This window comes from Halonotius sp. GCM10025705, assembly GCF_042662885.1.
Classification (GTDB): Archaea; Halobacteriota; Halobacteria; order Halobacteriales; family Haloferacaceae; genus Halonotius; species Halonotius aquaticus.
Genome location: NZ_JBHSZD010000001.1, coordinates 217000 through 237525, shown reverse-complemented (window position 1 = coordinate 237525; position 20526 = coordinate 217000). Strand labels below are relative to the sequence as shown.

At 62.2% G+C, this 20526-nt stretch carries 21 protein-coding genes and 3 pseudogenes; 12 read left to right on the top strand and 12 right to left on the bottom strand.

The features are described from left to right. Positions 1–19 precede the first annotated feature (19 nt). The gene (locus ACFQJB_RS01415) at positions 20–1243 is read right to left on the bottom strand and encodes an RNA-guided endonuclease InsQ/TnpB family protein (RefSeq protein WP_379723099.1); all 1224 of its coding nucleotides are present in this window, start codon (positions 1241–1243) and stop codon (positions 20–22) included. Between the two features lie 268 nt (positions 1244–1511). Between ACFQJB_RS01415 and ACFQJB_RS01410 the strand changes: the two genes are divergently transcribed. From ACFQJB_RS01410 to ACFQJB_RS01400, 3 genes are read left to right on the top strand one after another with little or no spacing between them, the layout of a single operon-like run. After that, positions 1512–1715 (top strand): hypothetical protein, encoded by a 204-nt coding sequence (locus ACFQJB_RS01410; protein ID WP_379723095.1) that lies wholly within the window; start codon positions 1512–1514, stop codon positions 1713–1715. Positions 1716–1774: 59 nt separating this feature from the next. Next, positions 1775–2152 (top strand): DUF7541 family protein, encoded by a 378-nt coding sequence (locus tag ACFQJB_RS01405; protein ID WP_379723092.1) that lies wholly within the window; start codon positions 1775–1777, stop codon positions 2150–2152. Positions 2153–2201: 49 nt separating this feature from the next. Beyond that, on the top strand, positions 2202–2681 hold the full coding sequence (locus ACFQJB_RS01400; protein ID WP_379723089.1) for a DUF6684 family protein: 480 nt from the start codon (positions 2202–2204) through the stop codon (positions 2679–2681). Positions 2682–2685: 4 nt separating this feature from the next. Here ACFQJB_RS01400 and ACFQJB_RS01395 read toward each other — a convergent pair whose 3' ends face one another. From ACFQJB_RS01395 to ACFQJB_RS01375, 5 genes and pseudogenes are all read right to left on the bottom strand, one after another. Next, positions 2686–4242 (bottom strand): ATP-binding protein, encoded by a 1557-nt coding sequence (locus ACFQJB_RS01395; RefSeq protein WP_379723085.1) that lies wholly within the window; start codon positions 4240–4242, stop codon positions 2686–2688. A gap of 66 nt (positions 4243–4308) precedes the next feature. After that, positions 4309–5420 (bottom strand): annotated as a pseudogene (locus tag ACFQJB_RS01390) (M20/M25/M40 family metallo-hydrolase). Next, a complete protein-coding gene (lysA, locus tag ACFQJB_RS01385; protein ID WP_379723082.1) occupies positions 5417–6652 on the bottom strand; it encodes a diaminopimelate decarboxylase in 1236 nt (411 codons plus the stop codon). The pseudogene ACFQJB_RS01390 and the gene lysA overlap by 4 nt, the downstream one beginning before the upstream one ends. A 64-nt stretch (positions 6653–6716) precedes the next feature. Further along, complete coding sequence (locus ACFQJB_RS01380) at positions 6717–8369, bottom strand: hypothetical protein (protein WP_379723079.1); 1653 nt, start codon at positions 8367–8369, stop codon at positions 6717–6719. 60 nt (positions 8370–8429) lie between these two features. Continuing rightward, positions 8430–9269 carry a 2,3,4,5-tetrahydropyridine-2,6-dicarboxylate N-succinyltransferase gene (locus ACFQJB_RS01375; protein ID WP_379723076.1) on the bottom strand — a complete coding sequence of 280 codons (840 nt, stop codon included), beginning with the start codon at positions 9267–9269 and terminating at the stop codon, positions 8430–8432. A gap of 217 nt (positions 9270–9486) precedes the next feature. On the opposite strand from ACFQJB_RS01375, the gene ACFQJB_RS01370 reads away from it, so the two are divergent. The 3 genes from ACFQJB_RS01370 to ACFQJB_RS01360 are packed head-to-tail and all read left to right on the top strand — an operon-like array spanning position 9487 to position 10761. Next, positions 9487–9891 (top strand): thioredoxin domain-containing protein, encoded by a 405-nt coding sequence (locus ACFQJB_RS01370; RefSeq protein ID WP_379723073.1) that lies wholly within the window; start codon positions 9487–9489, stop codon positions 9889–9891. A 40-nt stretch (positions 9892–9931) separates the two neighbouring features. Further along, positions 9932–10171, top strand: a complete 240-nt coding sequence (locus tag ACFQJB_RS01365) for a hypothetical protein (RefSeq protein WP_379723070.1) — start codon at positions 9932–9934, stop codon at positions 10169–10171. Further along, positions 10171–10761, top strand: a complete 591-nt coding sequence (locus tag ACFQJB_RS01360) for a hypothetical protein (RefSeq protein WP_379723067.1) — start codon at positions 10171–10173, stop codon at positions 10759–10761. Before ACFQJB_RS01365 ends, ACFQJB_RS01360 begins: the two co-directional genes overlap by 1 nt. A 39-nt stretch (positions 10762–10800) precedes the next feature. Here the strand turns inward: ACFQJB_RS01360 and ACFQJB_RS01355 are convergent, their stop codons facing one another. The 5 genes and pseudogenes from ACFQJB_RS01355 to ACFQJB_RS01335 form a co-directional block, all read right to left on the bottom strand. Further along, positions 10801–11238, bottom strand: coding sequence for a hypothetical protein (locus tag ACFQJB_RS01355; protein ID WP_379723065.1), 438 nt, complete (start codon positions 11236–11238; stop codon positions 10801–10803). Then, positions 11231–11799, bottom strand: a pseudogene (locus ACFQJB_RS01350) (hypothetical protein). Before ACFQJB_RS01350 ends, ACFQJB_RS01355 begins: the two are co-directional and overlap by 8 nt. A 75-nt stretch (positions 11800–11874) precedes the next feature. Next, entirely contained in the window at positions 11875–12645 is a 771-nt protein-coding gene (gene dapB / locus ACFQJB_RS01345; protein ID WP_379723062.1) for a 4-hydroxy-tetrahydrodipicolinate reductase, read from the bottom strand. After that, positions 12642–13570, bottom strand: a pseudogene (gene dapA, locus ACFQJB_RS01340) (4-hydroxy-tetrahydrodipicolinate synthase). Before dapA ends, dapB begins: the two are co-directional and overlap by 4 nt. 427 nt (positions 13571–13997) lie before the next feature. Further along, positions 13998–14867, bottom strand: a complete 870-nt coding sequence (locus tag ACFQJB_RS01335; RefSeq protein ID WP_379723059.1) for an aldo/keto reductase — start codon at positions 14865–14867, stop codon at positions 13998–14000. A 97-nt stretch (positions 14868–14964) separates the two neighbouring features. On the opposite strand from ACFQJB_RS01335, the gene ACFQJB_RS01330 reads away from it, so the two are divergent. The 6 genes from ACFQJB_RS01330 to ACFQJB_RS01305 all read left to right on the top strand — a co-directional run bounded on the left by ACFQJB_RS01330 (position 14965) and on the right by ACFQJB_RS01305 (position 19130). After that, positions 14965–15132: a hypothetical protein gene (locus ACFQJB_RS01330; RefSeq protein ID WP_379723056.1), complete on the top strand. Its 168-nt coding sequence runs from the start codon at positions 14965–14967 to the stop codon at positions 15130–15132. Beyond that, positions 15129–15785: an inositol monophosphatase family protein gene (locus tag ACFQJB_RS01325; RefSeq protein ID WP_379723053.1), complete on the top strand. Its 657-nt coding sequence runs from the start codon at positions 15129–15131 to the stop codon at positions 15783–15785. The genes ACFQJB_RS01330 and ACFQJB_RS01325 overlap by 4 nt, the downstream gene beginning before the upstream one ends. 55 nt (positions 15786–15840) lie before the next feature. After that, positions 15841–16407 carry a hypothetical protein gene (locus ACFQJB_RS01320; RefSeq protein WP_379723050.1) on the top strand — a complete coding sequence of 189 codons (567 nt, stop codon included), beginning with the start codon at positions 15841–15843 and terminating at the stop codon, positions 16405–16407. Positions 16408–16533: 126 nt separating this feature from the next. Continuing rightward, positions 16534–16992: a PH domain-containing protein gene (locus tag ACFQJB_RS01315; RefSeq protein ID WP_379723047.1), complete on the top strand. Its 459-nt coding sequence runs from the start codon at positions 16534–16536 to the stop codon at positions 16990–16992. Then, the gene (locus ACFQJB_RS01310) at positions 16989–18674 is read left to right on the top strand and encodes a PH domain-containing protein (protein ID WP_379723044.1); all 1686 of its coding nucleotides are present in this window, start codon (positions 16989–16991) and stop codon (positions 18672–18674) included. The genes ACFQJB_RS01315 and ACFQJB_RS01310 overlap by 4 nt, the downstream gene beginning before the upstream one ends. Positions 18675–18761: 87 nt before the next feature. Then, positions 18762–19130: a hypothetical protein gene (locus ACFQJB_RS01305; protein WP_379723041.1), complete on the top strand. Its 369-nt coding sequence runs from the start codon at positions 18762–18764 to the stop codon at positions 19128–19130. A gap of 47 nt (positions 19131–19177) precedes the next feature. On the opposite strand, the gene ACFQJB_RS01300 is transcribed toward ACFQJB_RS01305, so the two are convergent. Next, on the bottom strand, positions 19178–20521 hold the full coding sequence (locus ACFQJB_RS01300) for an RNA-guided endonuclease InsQ/TnpB family protein (RefSeq protein ID WP_379723038.1): 1344 nt from the start codon (positions 20519–20521) through the stop codon (positions 19178–19180). Positions 20522–20526 lie beyond the last annotated feature (5 nt).

Genomic DNA, 20526 nt, shown 5'->3' with positions numbered 1-20526 from the left:
TTGTCAGTGAACTCTCGGTCTACCCGCTTGAAGCGGTGGGCGTGTAATCGCCACTCCCGTTCACTGTTCCTGATTTGAGGGCAAGGTGATTGGTTGCCCCTTCGGAACCAGACTTACGCCAATTCCGAAGATACCGCGCCGCTATGTTGCGAGCCGCGTTGTAATCACTGTGTAGCTCCTTGCCGCACTTCTGACAGCGAAATTCGTCGCCGTTACGGTTATTCTCGTGCGTGAATCCACATTCGGTGTGGCTACACTGCTGGCTTGTGTAGGCCGGATTCACTACTTCAACCGTGATCCCTTCGGCTTTCGCCTTGTACGTGATTTGCCGACCCACCTCTCGAAACGCCCACTGCTGGAATTTTTTGCCGTTGCTGATCCGTTCGCCGATCTGGTCTAAGTCTTCCAGTACGATTGCATCGCACCCGTTGGCGACAGCCTCGGAAACAACCTGTTTCGACACACGGTGCAAGTAGTCCTCACTCCATCGACTGAAGCGCTCGCCTATGGATTCAATTGTAAGATGTGCCGACCGCGTGCTCTGTTGTTGAAGATTTCCACGACGGCGTTCGTATTCGCGGCGTTTGTGATTGAAGTAGTCGGCGTTACCGATGAACGCGCCGGAGCTAGTCACAGCAAGATACCCGTCCACGTTTCGATCTACGCCAAGGACTGTTCTGCCCGCGGCCTCTTCCTGCGGGTCATCACGTTCTCTCACTACAGTAACGTGGAGGTAGTAGGTATCTGTCTGGTGATCGTATCGGAGCTTTGCCCCCTGTTTGCCCCACTCGTCGCTTTCCATGTACTCGGCCTGAATGGAATCGTCCGGATAGACGTATTCAGCTGTCACACGACCACTACCGTAGGCTGCAAGCGTACAATACCCGTCAAAATAGCTGATTGCACTGGTATTGTAGACGGTTGTATTCGACGTGAACACTGGTTTAGAGACTTTTTCACCCTCTTTCATGCGGTCGACGACACCTCGAAGTGCGTCGGCAGCATGATTCGCTGCGCCAACACAGAGGTCGGAATGAAGGCCAGTATCGTCTCGAATATCGTCATAGACGAGTGATTGGACGTGGGAGCGAGAGGTAATCACGTAGCCGTCGTTGTTGCCCTCCCACCCACGATCAACGAACCGTTGGGCGGCATCCCTGAAAGTATCCATCGTCAATTTCAGGTCATCCCGGCGGTCGTCAGGGACAGAGAGTTTCACAACAGCGGTACGTTGAACCTCCATCTACACATCACATGTGGTACTAACTATTTACAACAATTTGGAAGTCAGCTGGCACAGTGCTATGCGGTTGGGTATTGTTCATAACGCGATTCCCCCGTGGTAAGCACCGGGACTCCATCGCTGTATTAGGTGGTTCCAATCGACGCAAGTTTGGTTCGAAAACAGCCAGTATGCTGAGCAAAGAATAACGATGAAATCTGTTTTCGTACTTCGAACAGGGACTTCGATATGATTATACGCTATCCGCCTAACATTCAGATGAACTGATATGCCGAATCCTACCCGACTGCGTGACAGCACGCAGATCGAACTCCCCTGTCACTCTCTGGAGGGGATTCAAGACGATCTCGAAGCCGAACACACGGTCACTGTCGTCCAACCCGAAGGCCAACAGTGCCGGATCATCGGCAGCCCCATCGAGATCAAAGCCGCCAGCAACTTCCTGAGTCGACACGGCGTCACACTGCCGTAACCACAGACACTCGCTGTTGCTTCCGAAGCGCGTTTTAGCCTGCACCTGCTAACACACCTATGGACGAGACGCCGGGACTCAGCGACCAGTACCGCAAGGCAAGCCCGTGGCCGCTGTTTATCGCCCTCGGCGTGCCGATCTCCGAGATCGGCCTCGTTTTCGACGTGTTGCCGGTCGCCGTCGGCGGCCTGCTGTTGTTCTGTGGCTGTATCGCCGGGATGCTCCAAGAGGCCGGCTACATCGACGCGCCGTGGCGTGCCCTTGGGGTAATGGCCTTGCTGTTGGGCGGCCTCGGTGGCGCGATCCTCTATATCAACCCGCAGGTCGGGGCTGACATGACGATGCGGGCCTATGCCGTGTTGGCCAGCGCGGCCGTCATCATCGCCGGCGTCGTTGCCGGCACGCTGCTCGTCCCGAAGCGACAACAACCGGCCTGAGCCGATCCGAACCGGAAACCTATTTGTGCGCCCTGAAGTATCCCGTGGTATGGAAGCCAAGATCTTTGATCGAGAAACGATGCTCGATCTGGTGGTCAACTTCATCCCACTGGGGATTATTCTGTTTTTCATCGCGCTCTTCGTCGTGGTCACACCGTGGGGTTTCAACGTCAGAACCTCCGGCGTGATGCTTGGACTGATGATCGTCCCATTCGTCGCCTTAGCGATCTTGACGTATCTCTCGGCGAAGGCGATCGCTGGCGATGAAAAGACGAAACCGGTGTACGCTCAAGGGCAAGCCGGCCTTGAGGAAGCCGAACCGGAACATCACGGCGACGATGACCACACACCCGACGAGACTACCGACGCTGGCGACGCGGCTGCCGGCAGCGACGACGGCGACGGCGAGGAAGTTGACAACGACGACGAGAGCAACAACAGTGACGACAGCGACGTTGACAGCGAGACAACAGACAAACAGGATAGCGACGACACCGCGGCAGACGATACCGACGAGTCGTCAGCGTAGATTCTTATCTAACATTCGTAAACTCGAAGCGCGCCCCGCCATCGAAGCTATCGGTGAGTTCGACCTCCCAGCCGTGGGCTTCGGCGATCTGTTTGACGATCGGGAGGCCGAACCCGGTGCCGTCCTTCCGGGTCGTCTCACCGGCATCGAAGACGGATTCCCGGCGGCCTTCCGGCACCCCGCGACCGTCGTCCTCAACAAAGAAGCCGAAGGTACCACTGTCTGGCGCGCGCGTGTTCGTGTACATCACATTCTTGAGGCCAACACGGATCGTAATCGCCCCTTCGTTGTGATCGATCGCGTTCCGAAAGAGATTCTCAAAGACATGTGACAGCCGGTTGGGGTCGCCGTGGACGGTGAAGTCATCGACGACACGGAGTTCAGCGTTGGGGCTTTCGATAACATCCCAGCAGTCGTCGACGAGGTCAGGGATCTCAACTGGCTCCATGTTGTCGACAGATTGCCCCTGTCGGGCAAGCATGAGCGTATCCTCAATGATGTCCTCCATCCGATCAAGCGCGTCAACCACGGTGTCGAGATGTGGGCTGTTGCACTCAGATTGGGCGATCTCAAGCCGCCCCTGGGCGACATTGAGCGGATTGCGGAGGTCATGGGAGACGATGTGGGAAAACTCTTCGAGGCGCTCGATTTGGCGTTTGAGCTCCTGCTCGCGCTGGCTGCGTTCGAGTTCGTAGCCAACCCATTGGGCCAGCGTCTTCACGGTCAGCTTCTGGGCCTCGATCAGTTCCGGATCGCGGGGTTCGTTGCCGGCAAAACACAGCGAGCCATACACCTCGCCGTCGACGGTGATCGGCGCGCCGACGTAGCATGCCAACCCCATTTCGGTGTACACGGGGAGCTCTGAGAGTGCGTCGTCGGTGCCGGCGTTACCGATGGCAACGGGCTCATTTTCGGCGATCGTGAGCTGGCAGTAGTTGTCGGACAGCGCGGTTGTCTGGCCGACAGCGATATCGTCGTGATCCCCGGCGACGGCCAACACCTCAACATCGCTGTTTTCGATCCGAGTCGCATACGCAAACGGGTAGCCGAGTTCAGCGGTGCCGACCTCAAGGGCGCGGTCAAGCTTCTCCGAAAAGGACAGCTCCGATTGGTTCGTGATCGAGTACAGCCGCGAGATGGCCGCCGTCGACTGTCGCCATGGATCTGAGGAGTGGTGTTCGCCGCCGACACCGCCGAGCGTCTCAATTCGGGCGGCCAACAACTCGGCTTCGCTGTCGCCGTCAGTTTTCGGCACGTAGTCAGCCCCAGCAGCCAGCACCTGGCTCACAACATCGATATCATCCGGTGACGCAAAGAGGAGAATCGGGAGCTCCGGATCTCGCTCGCGGATCCGAGAGAGAAAGTCGACGATATCGTCCGCAAGCGGCGGTTCAACGACGAGACAGTCCGGATACTCCGCTTCGTAGGCACGCACTCCCGCGTCGGCTGTGTCGGCACTGTCGACCGAGAACTCGGTGTCGGCCGCCGCCGGCTCAGCCCCGTTGGTGAGCGTGTCGGGTGGGTCGGCCGGTCCGACATGCAGCACGCGAAGCGTTGACATTGTCGAAATTATTGAATGATTACTAATAAGCGTGTCTACACAATCGGCGCGACAACCGCGTCGATCTCAGAACAGTGTGTTGAGGGCAGCCGTCACGGCGTCTGCGGCCGCCCGCACATCAGCGAGGCGAACGTACTCCCGTTCTGCGTGGGCGACCGCGCCCTCGTCGTCGGCCAACACGCCCGGGCCGAAGACGACTGTCGGCGCGGTCGGTGCAAAATGAGAGGCCTCCGTCGCCGCCCCGAAGGCTCGCACGTCGCCGCCGCTGGCGGTCTGGAGCGCGTCGACGATGGCGGCGTCGCTGTCGGTGACAAAGGGATTAGGAAACGGTGTCTCTGGGTCAATGAGGTCAACTGAAACAGTCTGCTCGCCGGGAGTTGTCTCATCGAGATGGGTCGCCAGCGACGACGCAAACGCCTCGCTCGTTTCCGGCGGAACGCTCCGACGGTCGACGGTGAGTCGACACTGATCCGGCACACGGTTTGGCGTGTCGCCACCGGCGACGATCGTTGGGGTGAGTTTCGGGTCGCCAAGGAGATCGTGGCTGCTTGGGCCAACCGCATCGTCGTAGCTCGCAAGCCCCGCCAACACGTGTTTGAGGCCGAAAACGGGATTGTCGGCGGCCGGAACGCTGGCCGCGTGGCCGCCGGCGCCCGACACCGTGATCTCGGCTTCACACTGCCCGCGAGCGGCGATACAGACATCAAGGTCGGTCGGCTCGCCGACGATGTAGCCGTCGGCGGACAGTCGGTCGGCGAGTGCGGCCGCGCCGAGTTGGGTGGTCTCCTCGTCGGGTGTGATCGCCAGCGTCAGCGTGCCCGCATCGGGATCAGTTCGGAGAAACGCCGCGAGCAACGCGGCCAGCGGGCCCTTCGCGTCGCAGGCCCCTCGCCCGCGGACGGTGTCGCCGTCGCGCTCATAGGGGATGTGTGGGGCGACCGTGTCGATGTGCGTGTTGAGGACGATATGGGGGCTTGCTGGGTCGCCGTCGTCGATACTATCACCCGCGCCGCGGCTGACGACCACGTTGCCGTCGTCGTCGACGCGTGGCGGATGGCCAGCATCAGTCAACGTTTCTACCAGCAACTCGCGCATGTCGTCAACGCGCTCGTGAGAGGGGTCTGGACAGCCGCGGCGTGGAACTCTTCGATATCGAAGCCGGCCGTTGCCGTGGTCACTGTTCGACTCGCGTCACGTCGTCGAGCGTTTCGCGCCGCCGAACGACGCGGTCATCACCATCATCAAGCGCGACCTCGGCGGGCCGCGGCTGGGAGTGGAACTGGCTGGCGAGTTCGTAGCCGTAGGAACCAGCGTTGCCGATCGCAAGGATATCGTTCCGCTCGGGGAGCGCAATGGGACGGTCGGTCGCAAACACGTCCGCGCTTGTGCAGACTGGGCCGCCGACGGTGACCGGTTCGGGGTCGCGATCGGGCGCGCTGACGTTTCGCATCGGATGGTAGGAGCCGAACATCGCCGGGCGAATGAGGGTCGCAAGGCTGGCGTCGACGCCGACGACCGTTGCTGTCGGGGTTTCTTTGATCGTGTTGACCGTCGTCAGGATGAGGCCGGCGTCGGCGACGATGTAGCGGCCCGGCTCCAATTTGAGTTGCGCGTCGATGTCTCCGACAGCGTCTCTGACCATCTCGCTTGTTTTCGCCAGATCAAGCGGCGGTTCATCCTCGTGGTACGGCACCCCGAATCCGCCGCCGATGTCAACGAACTCAAGATCGCCGACGCGGCGGGCCATCTCACCGACGCGTTCGATGGCCTCGCAGTGGTCTTCGAGGTCGTCGGTCAGGACGCCGCTGCCGGCATGCGAGTGGAGGCCGACGAGGTCAAACTCCTCGCGGACGCGTTCGGCGACGTCCGGGACTTGCTCGTAGGGAATCCCGAACTTGGCGTCGTTGCCGGTGGCGACCTTCTCGTGGTGGCCCGTCCCAATTCCAGGGTTGATCCGGATGGCGACTCGGCCATCGTAGCCGCGTTCGGCAAGGCGGTCGAGGGTGTCGGTTGCGCCGATGGTGATCGTCAGTCCCGGCGCGTCCTCGGCGAGATCAACGGCGTAATCGAGATCGTGAGCCGGCGGGTTGACCGCGGTGTACTGGAGCGTGTTGGGGTCGGCACCCGCCTGGATCGAGCGTTCGAGTTCGCCCCAGGCCGCACACTCGATGTCCGCACCAACGTCCAGGAGGGCCGAGAGGACAGACTGGCCGGTGTGGGCCTTCGCGGCGTACATCACGTGGGCGTCGGGAAACGCCGCCGAAAACCGCTGATAGTTCGCCTGCACGCGATCGAGATCGATGACGTACAGCGGTGTGTCGTGGGTTGCAGCCAGCGAGCGAAGCTGCTGGTCGTCCCAGTCGGCCAGCCGACGAACGGGCGGAGAGTCAGCGAGATCGGGTACAGCCATTACCCATTGTGGGGGCGGTCAGCGATTCAATCCTTTGGTTCGGGGCGTCGTCGCTGCCGACTGGTTACGCAGAAGCGTTACCCGCGGGTTCGTAGCTGATCGAGGGCTCTTGGCCCGGTTCGACCGGGATGCGTTCGATCACCGTGCCGTCAGAGTCGGTAATGACGATGTAGTAGTCGACGTTTGACTCGCCGGGTGCAGGCTCGGTGTCGACGTTGTCGACAGCGTCGACATCGCCACCAGCGAGGAACTCCCGCACTGATTCGGTGTCGCCGAGTTCGACCGCCTCGCCGCTGGACGCGCTGACGAAGACGCTGCGGCTGATATCGGTGTTGTCGGTCGGGACGACCTTGCTGTGCCACCAGAGTTCGTCGTTGATGAACACCGGGATCGGTTCAACGACTTGGAAGTTATCGCCCCACCCGGTTTGGGAGTCCTCGCTGCGGACGATCCCCATTGCGCGCTCGGGACCGGTCAGCGTCTCGCCTTCCGAGCCGAAGTAGCGGAGGTCGCCGGTCGCGGCGTCGATAAACCAGACCTCATCAAGCCCGCGGGTATCCTCGCCGTAGGGCTCCATCGCGGTCACGTAGCTCATCTGTTCGCCCTCCAGATCGATCACGAACGGCTGGCTGTTGCCCGCGCCGGCCGGCAGCGTAGCGACCTCGACTTGGCCGGCGTGTTCACCGACGATATCGAGTTGGTTGATGATCCCGTTGCGGTAGCCCAGCGAGGCCATCTGTCGACGGCTGTTGTATAGTGGATAGAGCCGCTGGCCCTCGAGTATCTCGCTGGCTTGGGCTTCCTCAGGTGAGAGGTGATCAATAGTGCCGTTCGTGTGCAGCAGCGCGCCGCCGTCCCAGACCGGCACGGTATGCGGGATCGGCGTCAGCCGCCACTCGTGGGTCGTCTTGGGGTAGTACATGTACGCCTGCCCGTCGTGGGTGAACTCGACGGCGTCATCGAAATACTGGGCGAAGTAGTCGGTCGTCCGAAGGTTCCACGCCGCGCCACGCTGGAGGTACATCCCCTCACCGACGGCAAACGTCTGGTTGTCGTAGGCGGTGATCTGTCGATCCTCCATCCGCGTCATATCCGAGAGCAACACGCCGCGTTGGTTGCTCAGCAGTTTGTTGCGGAAACCGTCGGGTTCGATCGCGTACGACCATGCCAAGGAGCCGTCTTCGGCACGGGCGATGTCGCTGGGGCCGAGTCGGTGAGTCCGATAGGAAACCGATCCGCGGGTCTGAACATCGGCAACGGCCCGCGGTGTGATCCGTGGGTTCTCGGCGTTGACACGGGGGAACTCCTGGATTTGGTCGGCCTCGCCCATCGTGTCTTGGGCTAAGCTGCGCTCGGTGACCATCCCCGCCGGCACCGAGTAGACAAAGCCGACGAGCAAGCCAACGGTGAAGACGACGACAAGGAGCCCGAGTTTCTGATTCGCCGACGCCGGTAACAGCGGGGAAACGGTCGTCGACATCCCATCAACTGGCGCGCCCGCAAGCGGCGGCAGAAACCACAGCACGGTCGCGGCGACCGCTGTCGTCCCGATGACGATGAGACCGAAGGGGCTGTAGAGCGTTTGATACACGAGACCATGCAACAGCGGTCGCACCACGTAGGCGACGGCGACGACCACCAGAAAGCCAGCAAGGCGTGTGCCGAGATGTCGTTGGAGGTCGACATCCGCGAAGCGGAGACCAAAGCGTTCGTTCACAACGGGGGTTGGCCGACCCACCTGTTGAGGCTTTCTACTTTACGAGAGTTGTCAGACGTATTACTCTCGCAGGGCGTCTTCCTGCTGCGTTGCTTCCAGCGTCTCTTCCTCCACGTCGGTCGCGACGACGGCTGGCTTGTACGCGCCGCCGTCGAAGAGGTCGTGCTCGCTGACAGAGGATTCGACGAACCGCGTGAACGCCCGCCGCTCAGACGGTAGGTGGCCGTAGATGACCTCGTCGTCGACAAGATCGTAGACCGGAATGCGCGGGGTGAGGAGGGTGTTTTCGCCAACAATCGAGTTTTCACCGATCTTGAAGCCTGAGGTCACCCGGCAGCCCGCACCCAGCGAGACGCCGTCTTCGATGATGACCGGCGCGCCCTCGACTGGTTCGAGGACGCCGCCGATCAACGTGTTCGCGCCAAGTTTGACGTTTGCGCCGAGTTGTGCGCAGGATCCGACAGTGTCACAGGAGTCGACGAGCGTGCCGTCGCCGACGTACGCGCCGATGTTGACGAAGGATGGGCTCATCATGATACAGTCCTCGCCGAGATACGCGCCGCGGCGGATCGTCGTTCCGTCGGGCGTGTTGCGGGTGCCGCGGTCGGCGAGGTCGTCAGTTCGACGTAGCGGGAGCACGTCGTTGTAGCTGACGCCGCCGTACTCCTGTGCTTGGTTGTGGCGGAGGGTGAAATTGAGAAGGATGCCCTCTTTGACCCACGCGTTGGCTTCCCAGGTGGTCACGTCGTCGCCGGTTTTCTCGGCGGCGCGAACCTCGCCGGCTTCGAGGGCTTCGAGGAAGGCCTCAAGCGTTGCGAGATCCTCATCAGTGGCCTCGTCGGCCGTTAGTCCGTCGTCATAGCGACTCCACAGATCGGCGATCTCGGATTCGAGTGTCATGTGTGGTCTCTTTCGCTGAGGGGTTTGTATCCGATGGTTTTCGGCAACAGGCCGGTCACTGCCGACCGAAGTCAGAGAGTCTCCGAACGGAGTCTCGACGCAGTTTGAAAAACCCTCATCCGGGGAGTTGTCGAAGCAGTCGAACACATGACGCACACATCTTCAGTGCAGCACGGCCAGCCGCCCGCAGTGCGACCGTTCATCGGAGTGACGAACCGTGACTGAGCGAACCCGCCGAACCTTCCTCAGCAGTGCCAGCGCGGCAGCCAGCCTCACGCTCGCCGGCTGTCTGGGTGGTGGCAGCGGCAGCGGTGACGAATCATCCGAGGGCGTCGCGCTGGCCGACCATCCACTCGGCGAGAACCTCGGCGACTGGCCGCACCTCGGCGCCGATCCCTTCGAGGCACCGGCGACGCTCGTCGTGTTGGACGATCCCTCATGTTCCCGCTGTGCAGCCTTCCATCAGGGTACTGTCGCCGAGTTGGAATCTCAATACGTCGAAAGCGACGATCTCGCTATCGCCGTGCGACCGTACCCGGTCGTCTACGCGTGGGGCGAGCCCGCAGCCCACGCCCTGAGGCGACGCTGGCCCGCGACGAGGCGGCCTTTGGGTCCTCCTTGAGCACTATTTCGCCGAACAGGGCTCGTTCAACACCGACAACGTGCTCGATCAGACCGAAACGTGGCTCGGAGAGAACACTGATCTCGACGCGGCAGCCGTCGTCGACGCTGTCGATTCGGAGGCCGTCACGAGTCGGGTCGAAGCAACGCTGGCGGCCGGCGAAGAGGCCGGTGCGGGCAGCGTCACTCCGGCGACGTTCGCCTTCGTCGACGGCGTCCTCCAGACCTCACTGAACGGAAGCGTCAGTACGAGCACGGTCGAAACCGTACTCAACCTCTGATGTCCAAACGGCTACCAACGCGGCGGGCGGATCTGCGGCTCATCGGGCGAACACTCCGACTCGTGTTGTCGATTCCGGCGTATGCCGGCTTCGCGGTGACCACCGCGTGGGGCGCCCTGACGGCGTTCGCGCTCTCGCAGAACCTCACGCTGACGAGCGACCTGATCGTCGGCGGCTCGCTGCCGCTTGCGGATCGACTAGTCCTCGTCGTCGAGCAGTACCCCTTCGTCGGGACGACCTACAGTGCGCTCGACGGGGCCGCACTCCTGCTTGTGGTGTCGCTCGTCGGTGCCAACCTCGCGCTCGTGGCCTACCACCTCCGCGAACACGACCTCTCGGCGGCCAGCAGCGGCGGCAGCGTCCTCGGCGTGGCCCTCGGCGTCCTTGGGGCTGGCTGTGCCGCCTGTGGCTCGGCGATCCTGCTGGGCGTCCTCTCACTGTTCGGTGCCAGCGGACTCGTGTTGCTGTTGCCACTCGGCGGGCTCGAACTCTCACTGCTGGCGGTCATCGCGCTGCTGCTGTCGACCTACTGGGTCGCCGACGGGATGCGTGGCGGCGAAATACGGGGCTGTCCGGTCGCCATCGAGTAATCGGACTGTTTGAGGCGGAATCTCTCGACGACGGGCAAATCAGTCGACCCAGAAGGCATCAATCCGCTCATCGAGGCGGGTGAGTACCGTAGCGAGTACGTCGCGCCACTCGTCGGCGTAGGTTTCATCGGCACCGGGGGTCGCTGCGTCCGGCGGTGGGTGAAAGTGCTCACGGGCATTGTGATCGTTCGGGTGATGATCCCAGCGGCACGCCCACGAGTCGCCGCTATGGTACTGTTCAGCATAGTGGATGCTGAAATCATCAGTTTCGAACCATCGAATACGGAGGTACGCGCGTTCGATGCCGCCCGGAAAGTAACCCAGGTCGTAGTCGGCGATGACGGCGTTCGGCGCGTACGCGGGCTGGCGTTCGATCCGCCCGAAGCGAGTGCTGCCTCGAAGGTGGGTTGCGATCCGATCAAGGAGCGTCGTATCGACAGGGCCACGACTGGGCTGATCGGCCGGCTCCTCAGACATCGGTTGACTGAGTGGTGTCGACGGCTGCGGCACCACCACGGCGCGCCGCATCGAGTAGTTCCGCCCGGCGTTCGAGCGTTTCCCACGCCGAAAGAGCCTCCCACGCTGCTTCCGTTGAGGTCGTCTTGCTCGCGTCGACGAGCGAGACTTCGTCGGGCGAGTCGGCATCGAACCGAGCTCTGTATTCGTCTAGTTCCTCGATTGCGTCCGTGAGCGCGTCAACGATCTCAGCCTCGGAGAACTCCTCGCGGAGCCGGTTGATGCGTCGCCACTGGAAATACGAATCGTTGCGCTCATAGCGGACTGGCCGCCCCTCGTAGCGGCGAACCAGCCCCATCTCGGCGAACCATTCGAGGTAGTCCCGTGCCGTTTCGGTGTCGCAGTCGGCCCGGTCGGCGATGGCCGACACCTTCGTCGGCGTCCGGATGACGGTGACAGTATCAAGGAGTCGCTCGCGGATCGACCCCCTGTGAGCAGCGAATCGGGTGACTCAAACGCGGTGAGGTCAGGGGCCGACTCATCGCCGTCGTATGCGTCGTCGGGGATATCTGTGAGATCCATGCTTCGGGCTTCGTGCGACTTGCTACGACGCGAATCGATATATATCTGCTGTCCGCTGAATTATTTCAGTATCTATTACGCGTCGTCGATAACTTCGAAGAAGTCGTACCAGCCGGCATCCCGACCAGCCAACCACTCAGCGGCATCCAGCGCGCCCTCGGCGAAGATACTCCGGTCGCCAGCGCGGTGGGTCAGCGACAGCGTCTCGTTGCTACCGCCGAGCAAGACCTCATGTTCGCCAGCGATGTCGCCAGCCCGGCGGGCGTGGACGCCGATTTCATCCTCCGCGCGCGGGGCCTCGCCCTCGCGGCCGTGGACGCGCTCGCTGAGATCCTCGCGGACACCCTCGATATCGTCAAGCAGCGTTTTCGCTGTCCCGCTGGGCGCGTCGCGCTTGGCGTTGTGGTGCGTCTCGGTGAGTTCGATATCTGCGTCGGGGAGAGCCGCGGTCGCCTCCTGGACGGCGAGCCGGAGGGCAGCGACGCCGCGGGAGAAGTTCGAGGCCTTCAGCACCGCCGTCGACTCGCCGGCCGCACTGAGAGCATCGAGACCATCATCGTCGAAGCCGGTCGTCCCGGTGACGAGCGCGACACCGTGATCGGCGCAGGCCTCAGCGTACGTGAGGGCTGATTCGGGGCCGGTGAAGTCGACGACGACATCGGGCTCGTGGTCGGCAAGCAGTTCCGGAAAGTTGTCGCTAGATTCGACGACGACACCAGCGATTAGTTCGTCGACCGACGTGCGGTTGACCGCAAAGGCAACGTCGACGTCGGCGCGGTCGGCCGCAGCCGCCAGCACCTCTCGACCCATTCGGCCGGCTGCACCCGTGACAGCGATGTCGGTCATTCAGTCGTCGCCTCCGCGTCTACATCGGCAGGATCCGCAAGATCGCTGTCGAGTTCATCGAGTCGCGCTTGGAGTTCCTCACGGTGTTCCTCGGAAAGTTCCGTCAGCGGCGAGCGGATGCGCTCGGGCGCGTAGCCTCGCATCGCCATCGCGGCTTTGACCGGGATCGGGTTGGTTTCGACGAAGAGTTGGCGGGTGAGCGGGCCGAGTTCGTGGTGGATCGCGCGGGCGAACGCGTAGTCACCTTCCAAGGCCGCGCCGACCATCGCACAGGCGCGTTCGGGTTCGACGTTGGCGACGACGCTGATCGCGCCATCGCCGCCGGCCGCGAGAATGGGCAGCGTCATGCCGTCGTCGCCGGAGAGGACGGCGAACTCTTTGTCGCGCGTGCGCTCAATGACCTCAGAGATGCGGTTGAGGTCGCCCGAGGCGGCTTTGTAGCCCGCGATGTTGGGGTGGTCGGCGAGGTCAACCGCGGTGTCGACGGCAATGTTGCGGCCGGTACGGCTCGGGACATTGTAGATGATCTGCGGGAGGTCAACCGTGTCAGCTATCTCCTCGTAGTGCTCGTACATCCCCTGTGGTTCGGGTTTGTTGTAGTAGGGGAGATGAGCAGTAGGGCGTCGGCACCGGCGTCGGCGGCCTGCTGTGAGAGGTCGAGAGCCTCAGCGGTGTTGTTCGAGCCGGTGCCAGCGATGACGGGCACGTCCTCGACGGCGTCGACGACGGCCTCAACGGCCTCGACGTGTTCGGCGTGGGAGAGCGTCGCCGACTCGCCGGTCGAGCCCATGGGGACGAGGCCGTCGACGCCCGCTTTTTCGAGCCGTTGGGCATCTTCACGGAGCGTTTCTGTGTCGATTTCGTTGTTTTCGGTAAAGGGGGTCACCATCGCCGGGAAGACCCCGCTGAAGTCGATTTGTGTCATGGTTGTAGTGGATGGGTGGGTTGTATGGTCTGGAGACTGTGCGAGGTGAGTAAAAAGGCCCGAAACGGGGTGCCACGCCCGCAACGAGCGATCAGACTGCGCGCTTCTTCGGACGAGCGGGTCGCACTGCTATCGGTGGGCGGCCAATCGGGGTGATAGCAGTGTGATTCACACGAACGTATGTGTAGCAACTGAACTTAGGCGTTGTGTCTCCGGGCTCGGCAGCGAAAAACACCGGGCAGAGGGCTTGCTGCAACCGGCAGATAAAGCCACGCCCTGGCGGACTGGAAGGGCGAGGCTCTCTCGGCGAACCCGGACGACGCAAGCACCGCAACGAGCGGTGCGAGTGAGGAGCGCAGCGAGTCCCGGGAACCGAGAGAGCCGAGGGCTTTCTACCTAACTACAGAAGCAGCCAAAACGACGCAAACTACTGAGGATCAATCGAATCGAGCCGATCCATCTCCTCGGGAGTCAGCGACAATTGCGAGGCCGCAACGTTCGCTTCAAGATGCTCGACACTCGACGTGCCGGGAATCGGGAGCGTCACATCCGAGTGCTCCAACAGCCACGCCAACGCGATCTGGTGGGCTGAGGCATCGTGCGCATTGCCAATTTCAGCGAGCACCTCGTGGGCCGCGTCATCGTCGACGCCGTAGAGTGGCCCCCACGGAATGAAACCGACTCCATCGGATTCACACGCCCGCAGAACGGCTTCCTGCTCGCGGTTGGCGACATTGTACTGGTTCTGGACGGTGGCAACGTCAACGATCTCTTGGGCTTCCTCCAACTGCTCGACGCTCACGTTCGAGAGGCCGATATGGCGGATCTGGCCGGCATCCTTCATCTCGGCGAAGGCATGCACCGAGTCCGCAAACGGCGTGTCTGGATCCGGGCGATGGAACTGGTAGAGATCGATCTCGTCGACGCCGAGTCGATCGAGACTACAGAGGACTTGGTTCTGCAGGAAGTCTGGATCGCCATGCGGAAGCCAGTCCCCGTCCCGTGTCCGCAGCAACCCGGCTTTCGAGGCGACGACGACATCAGAATCCGCGCCGTCGTGATCGAGTTCCGCGCCAAGCAGTCGCTCGCTGACACCGGGGCCGTAAGAGTCAGCGGTATCGATGAAATCGACGCCGCAGTCGACCGCCCGGCGGATCACCTCGTGCGCTGCTGGCTCGTCGGCCGGCGAGCCGATGATGTCGTCGCCGGTGAGCCGCATCGCGCCGAATCCGAGGCGGTTGACGGTGAGGTCGCCGCCGATCTCGAATCGATCGCTGTCGTTGGATGGTGTGGTCACACCTGCACGTTCGACCGCCGGCGACAAAACAGCAAGGGCAGGGGTGACCGACAAGTGCTACCGATGATCTGATACAACCGCCGGCCATGCGGTCGGTATGGAACACGCGACCGACGATCTCGCTGCGGTCGCCGCAGAGGCCGTCAAGGCTGGAGGCGAGTATCTTCGGGGGCGTTCAGAAACGGTCGTGTCGACGGCGAATTCAGCAGTCTCGATGTCAAGGCCGCTGCCGACCGCGAGTCGGAAACCCGAATCCAAGCGGTGATCAACGACCACTACCCTGACCACGCATTTCACGGCGAGGAAGCAGGTCGCATCGGCGAGGGCGACTACCGCTGGGTCGTCGATCCACTCGACGGCACCAACAACTTCGCCAGCGGCTACCCGAAGTTTGCCACCGCCGTTGCGGTACTCCACAAGGAGACGCCGGTGGCGGGCGCGATCTACGAACCGCTGACGACGGATCTGTATCTCGCCGAGCGCGACGCCGGAGCAACGCTCAACGGCGAGCCGCTGTCGGCCACCATGTCGCTCTCGCTGGAACACGGGACGGTCGCGCTCGTCGTCGGCCTCTCTGTTGTCACCGATCCTGACGGGCTCACACAGATACGAGCACTCGAAGCAGCCCTCCGAGAGCAGTGCAAACGCGTTGTGACCACCTGGGCCCCCTGTGTCGACTGGGGGCTACTGGCTCGAGGCTCGATTGAGGGGCTTGTCTGTGTCCAGCCCGACATCTACGAACAACACGCTGGGAGCCTGCTGGCCGCCGAAAGCGGCATCGTCGCCGACGACACAGTCAGCGAGAACGGCCGCTACGTCGGGAGCCCGGATCGTGAGGTGACCGCGGTGGTACGAGAGGTTGTTAACGACGTCCTCACGCTCGAAGACGACACCACCAACGACCATTGTAGTACTTAGAGAGACCAAAACGCGCTTAGAAACGGTTTAGTACGATCGAGACAATCGAACAGGTATGCCGAGTCGTCGTGCGTTCCTCGCTGCAGTCGGTGGTATCGCCACGCTCGCGGGCTGTACCGCCGGGCGCAACCGACCGGCGTCGACACCGCCCAACGAAACGACAGACCAGTCGGCGACAGGCAACGACGATGAGGGGCTCGTCGACCCAAGCCGCGGGCCAACCGGGACAGTGCGACAGTTCTACCGTGCGCTGCTCGCCGGGAACGTCGACGCACTAAACGCGACGATCGTCCACCCAAAATCGCCGACCTATCCGGTGGAATCGGAACACGTCCCACCAGCGGCGTTCACCGAATTTGAGGACGTACAGATCGCCAGCGTCGAGGAAGTCTCAGTACAGGATCTGGTCGTCCAGCGGCTCGGGAACCCGACACAGCTGGGCGACTGGAAGGAGGCGATGGATGCCGATAGTATACAGTACGTCCACACAACATTCTACGTGACAAAACCCGACGAAAAAAGATCCTACGAGGCCAACACGGTCGACTACACCGTCGACGACGACGGGTGGTACGTGCGCTACGACGCCAGCAAAGCAACCCACGGACAAGCGGGTTCCTGAACCCCAGCACGTCGATCCACGGACAGACAGATTCCTGACCGGCGGGCGGGTGATATTGAGACTTATACACCCACCACACGTACTGATTGGTATGCATACTGGGCGTCGCCGACAGGAGGCCTGGCGATGAACGCGCTCAACTCACGGATCCGGATCATCTGGGTGCTCCGATCGCTGCTCGGCGCGCTCATCCTCGGCGGTGCCGCCACCGGGGTCGCCGTCTACCGCTCGGCGTCGCTGTCGATCCCGGCCGGCCTCACCGCGCTGTTTGTCATTCTCGGCGTTGTCCACGCAATCTTGCGGTACCGCAACTGGCGATACGTCGTCAACGATGACGCCCTCTATCTCGAACGCGGCGTGCTCACACAGGTTCGCACCGAAGTCCCGCTTGTTAGGATCCAACACGTCGACTCTCGACGGTCAGCCTTCGAGCGACTCGTCGGCCTCGCCAGCACCGTCGTCTACACCGCCGGCTCCCGCGGCGCGGACGTGACGATTCCAGGACTGACACCCGACGACGCAAGCGACCTCCGGGAGCGACTCAAGGGGCTGGCCATCGACGCCGACGGGGAGGACGCGGTGTGAAGTTAGCCCCGCTGTCGGTGCCGTATCGGGCCCTCCAGAAGGCCGGCCGGCTGGCGATCACGCTTGTCGTTCTTGGCTCTGTCGGCACCGGCGTCGGCTTCGGTGGCGCGCTGGTGGCCGCCGGGATCGGCGGTGCCATCGCACTGGCACTCGCCTACGAGTTCGCCTACTACCAGCGGTATCAGTACACATTCACCGACGACACCTTCGATATCGAATCCGGCGTGCTCAACCGTCGAGAGCGAGAGATCCCCTACGGCCGGGTACAGAACGTCGACATCAGCCGAAACGTCATCCAGCGACTGCTCGGGCTGTCGGCGATCAACCTCGAAACCGCCGGCGGCGGCTCGACGGAGGCGGCGATCAGATACGTGACCGCCGATGCGGCGACAACGATTCAAGACGAGATCCGCCGGCGCAAACGTAGCGATGACCAACAGCGACGCACGGGAACCGAGGCAGTCGACGACGCAGAGGGAGACACCACTGGCGGTGACAGCGAAGCGAGCGACAGCGCGGCAACACGCGAGTTCGACGAACCCGACGAGGAGTTGCTGTTTGAGATCTCGGCGAGCGAGCTGGCGTTGGCAGGGATCCTTTCGTTCGATCCACGCGTCCCGGGGCTGTTGTTTGCGGTCTTTACCGGGTCGATCCCGTTTGTCTCGCCGGTCGTTCCCGAACCGGCGGCCGTCGCAACCACCGGGCTCGATCCGACGCTTGTGTTGTTCGTCATGGGCGTGGTGTTACTCGTCGGCTTGGTCGTCCTCTCGTGGGTCGTCGGCGCGATCTCGGCGGTCGTCAACTACTGGGGGTTCCGACTGACGCGATCCGAGACCGAGCTTCGGTATGAGCGCGGCCTCCTACAGCGATACAGCGGGACGATCCCCTTCGAGAAGATCCAAACGGTGACGATCAGCGACAACCCGCTGAAACGGCGGGCGGGGTATGCGACGCTGGCGGTCGAAACCGCGGGCTACGCGCCAGGGCAGGCAAACGACCGCGGCAGCGAGGCCGCCGTGCCGATCGCCGGCCAGGATCGGATCCGGCGGTTGGCCGAGGAGATCGACGGCTGTGAGACAGGTGCGTTCAATCGGCCGCCAAAGCGGATTCGACGGCGGTATCTCGCGCGGTATCTCATCGCACTGGCTGGGGTGACCGGGCTGCTGTATGCGGGCAGCGTTGTCATCGACGCAGCCGCCGGCCTCCCGTGGTATCTCCCGCTGGTGGGCGTGCTCCTCGCGCCGATCGCTGCCCACTACAAATGGCTCCATCGCGGCTACCAGCTGGGTGCCGACCATTTCGTCACCCGAAACGGCGTCTGGAACCGCGAGACCAAACGGGTTCCTTACCACCGCCTGCAGACCGTTATCGACAGTCGAACGCTGTTCCAACGCCGATGGCGCGTCGCCACCGTCATCGGCGATACGGCAGGATCGCTGTCGCTGCTCGGCAATGACGCCGCCGCTGTCGACATCGAGGTCGACGACGCCGTCAGCCTCCGGTCGGAGCTGCGGGATCGCCTGCAAGCGTCGCTGGCTGATCGGCGACGCCAGCGGACGGGGTGGTCAGCAGCGGCACAGGAGAAGGAGCAACCTGGTGGTACAGCCTCGACTGCAGACGCGAATGAATCGACCGGAGGAGAGACCAACACAACGGCTGACGACGAGCCACGTCGCAAATAACGTTGAATGAGAGAAAACACCACAATCACGCGTTCATATCTTGCAGATTGCTCAATGTTTAAGTAGTGGTGTATGTGAACGTTGAGCATGGAGTCGCCACGATCGACCGCCCAGCGGTATCGTGTGCTCTCCGAGATGACGACACAGGATGGGATGACGGTCGCGGATCCGGCCGCGGGAACCGTCTTGCAGGTGGTGAGCTATCAGGACGACGCACTCCACGATCGGCTCGCAGGCGTGAATGTCGGCAGCGTCGTCACGATTGGCTTGGAGCGCGCCGGCACACGGGCGAACGCGTATGTCGCGTATCGGCCGCCCGAAGGGTGTACCATCAGACACAATCCACCACTACAGCTAGAGACCCGGGCGCAGAGAACTGACGACCCAGCGACGACAGAGATCAGCCATCCCGTGCTCCATCACGGCTCGGACGATACAACTCCACCGACAGTATGACATCCTCCGCGCCGTGAACGGCGCGGTTTCCTCCGTGGGAGTCTCGGCTAGGCCGATTCCCCGGCGGCAAGATTCCCGTCGCTGTTGACGGTACTCCGGTCTGTGCGCTGTTGTTTGGGACGATGAAAGTGTGATATCTCCAGCCATTCATGGCTGTCCCACTCCAACCGCACGGGCCGTGCCATCGGCCTGACTGCCTGCTCGGTTTGCCGGGCTAAGAACGTCTCACTAGCGGTGAGGTCGGCGTGGCCCTCAAACCCGCACTGACACATCAACGTATCTTGATGCCGGTGTGTTCGATCTGTTGAGCCACACTGCGGGCAATCTTGGCTTGTCCACGCCTCTGATCGAACCGCAACCGAAATACCGTATTCCTCGGCTGTCGTCGCCAACCGCTCGGTGAAATGTTTGAACGCCCAGAAGTTGTGTGTCTTGGCGTTCGTCTCGACCGACCAGTGGGTGTTGAGTACGTCGGTCAAGCCGCCGATATACACGGTAGCAACGCCCTCGTCGTACAGTCGTTCGATCAGGTCACGACATAGCGCGGCTTGGGCGTGGTCGCGGCGGCGAGTACGTTGGCGATACAACCGCCGGATACGCTGACTGCTGTATCGGCCTTCCGATAGTTTGGACTGTAAGCGGGCGATTTCTCGCGTCGTGTCACGGAATCGGTCGAACAGCTCACGCCCTTCGTACAGATATTGCTCACCGGTCGTTGTAGTGCAAGCGACGAGATTGTTGGCACCGATGTCCAGAGCGGCCGATTCCTCGGCCAGTGGAGCTGCCTGTACATCGCCAGAAACAGTCACAGGCTGCGAAGCTCTGAATACATCGTCTGTCTCGTCGTACCACAATTCTAACCGGCTTTGATCGTCATACTCAGGCCAGTTTGGGTCGCCAACAATTTCCAGTCGAAGGCGGCTTCTCGGGCTGCTATGTTTGTCTCGCAATTCCTCGCCGACGACGAACTCTAGCCGAGAGCGGTCGCCCCACTCGATGGTGTATGCGTCCTTGCGGATGACACCTTTGAGAACACGCCCATCATCTTCGTTGCCACGGAACCCCGGCGGCTCCGGATGTTCCGTCACCTGCTGGTTGTCAGGATCGTGGAACTGGTCTTTGAGTCGGAAGAACGACCGCCATGCCTCACTGTTTTTTGCAATCACTTGCTGGGCGGTTGAGGCACCGAGAACGCCTTTGTACTGGCCTTCGAGCTGGCCGGTATCGGCGTCCCATACGTCACCCTCAAAGCCGTCTTCGTCGTTGTACCGCATCAATCGCTGGTAGTTGATTTCGTTCCAGAGCGCGGCAGAAGCGTCCAACAACTCCCGTAGCACCTGCTCATCGGCATCGCAGAGCGGGCGCACGGCGAAGGTGTTGGTTCGCTTCATCTGCT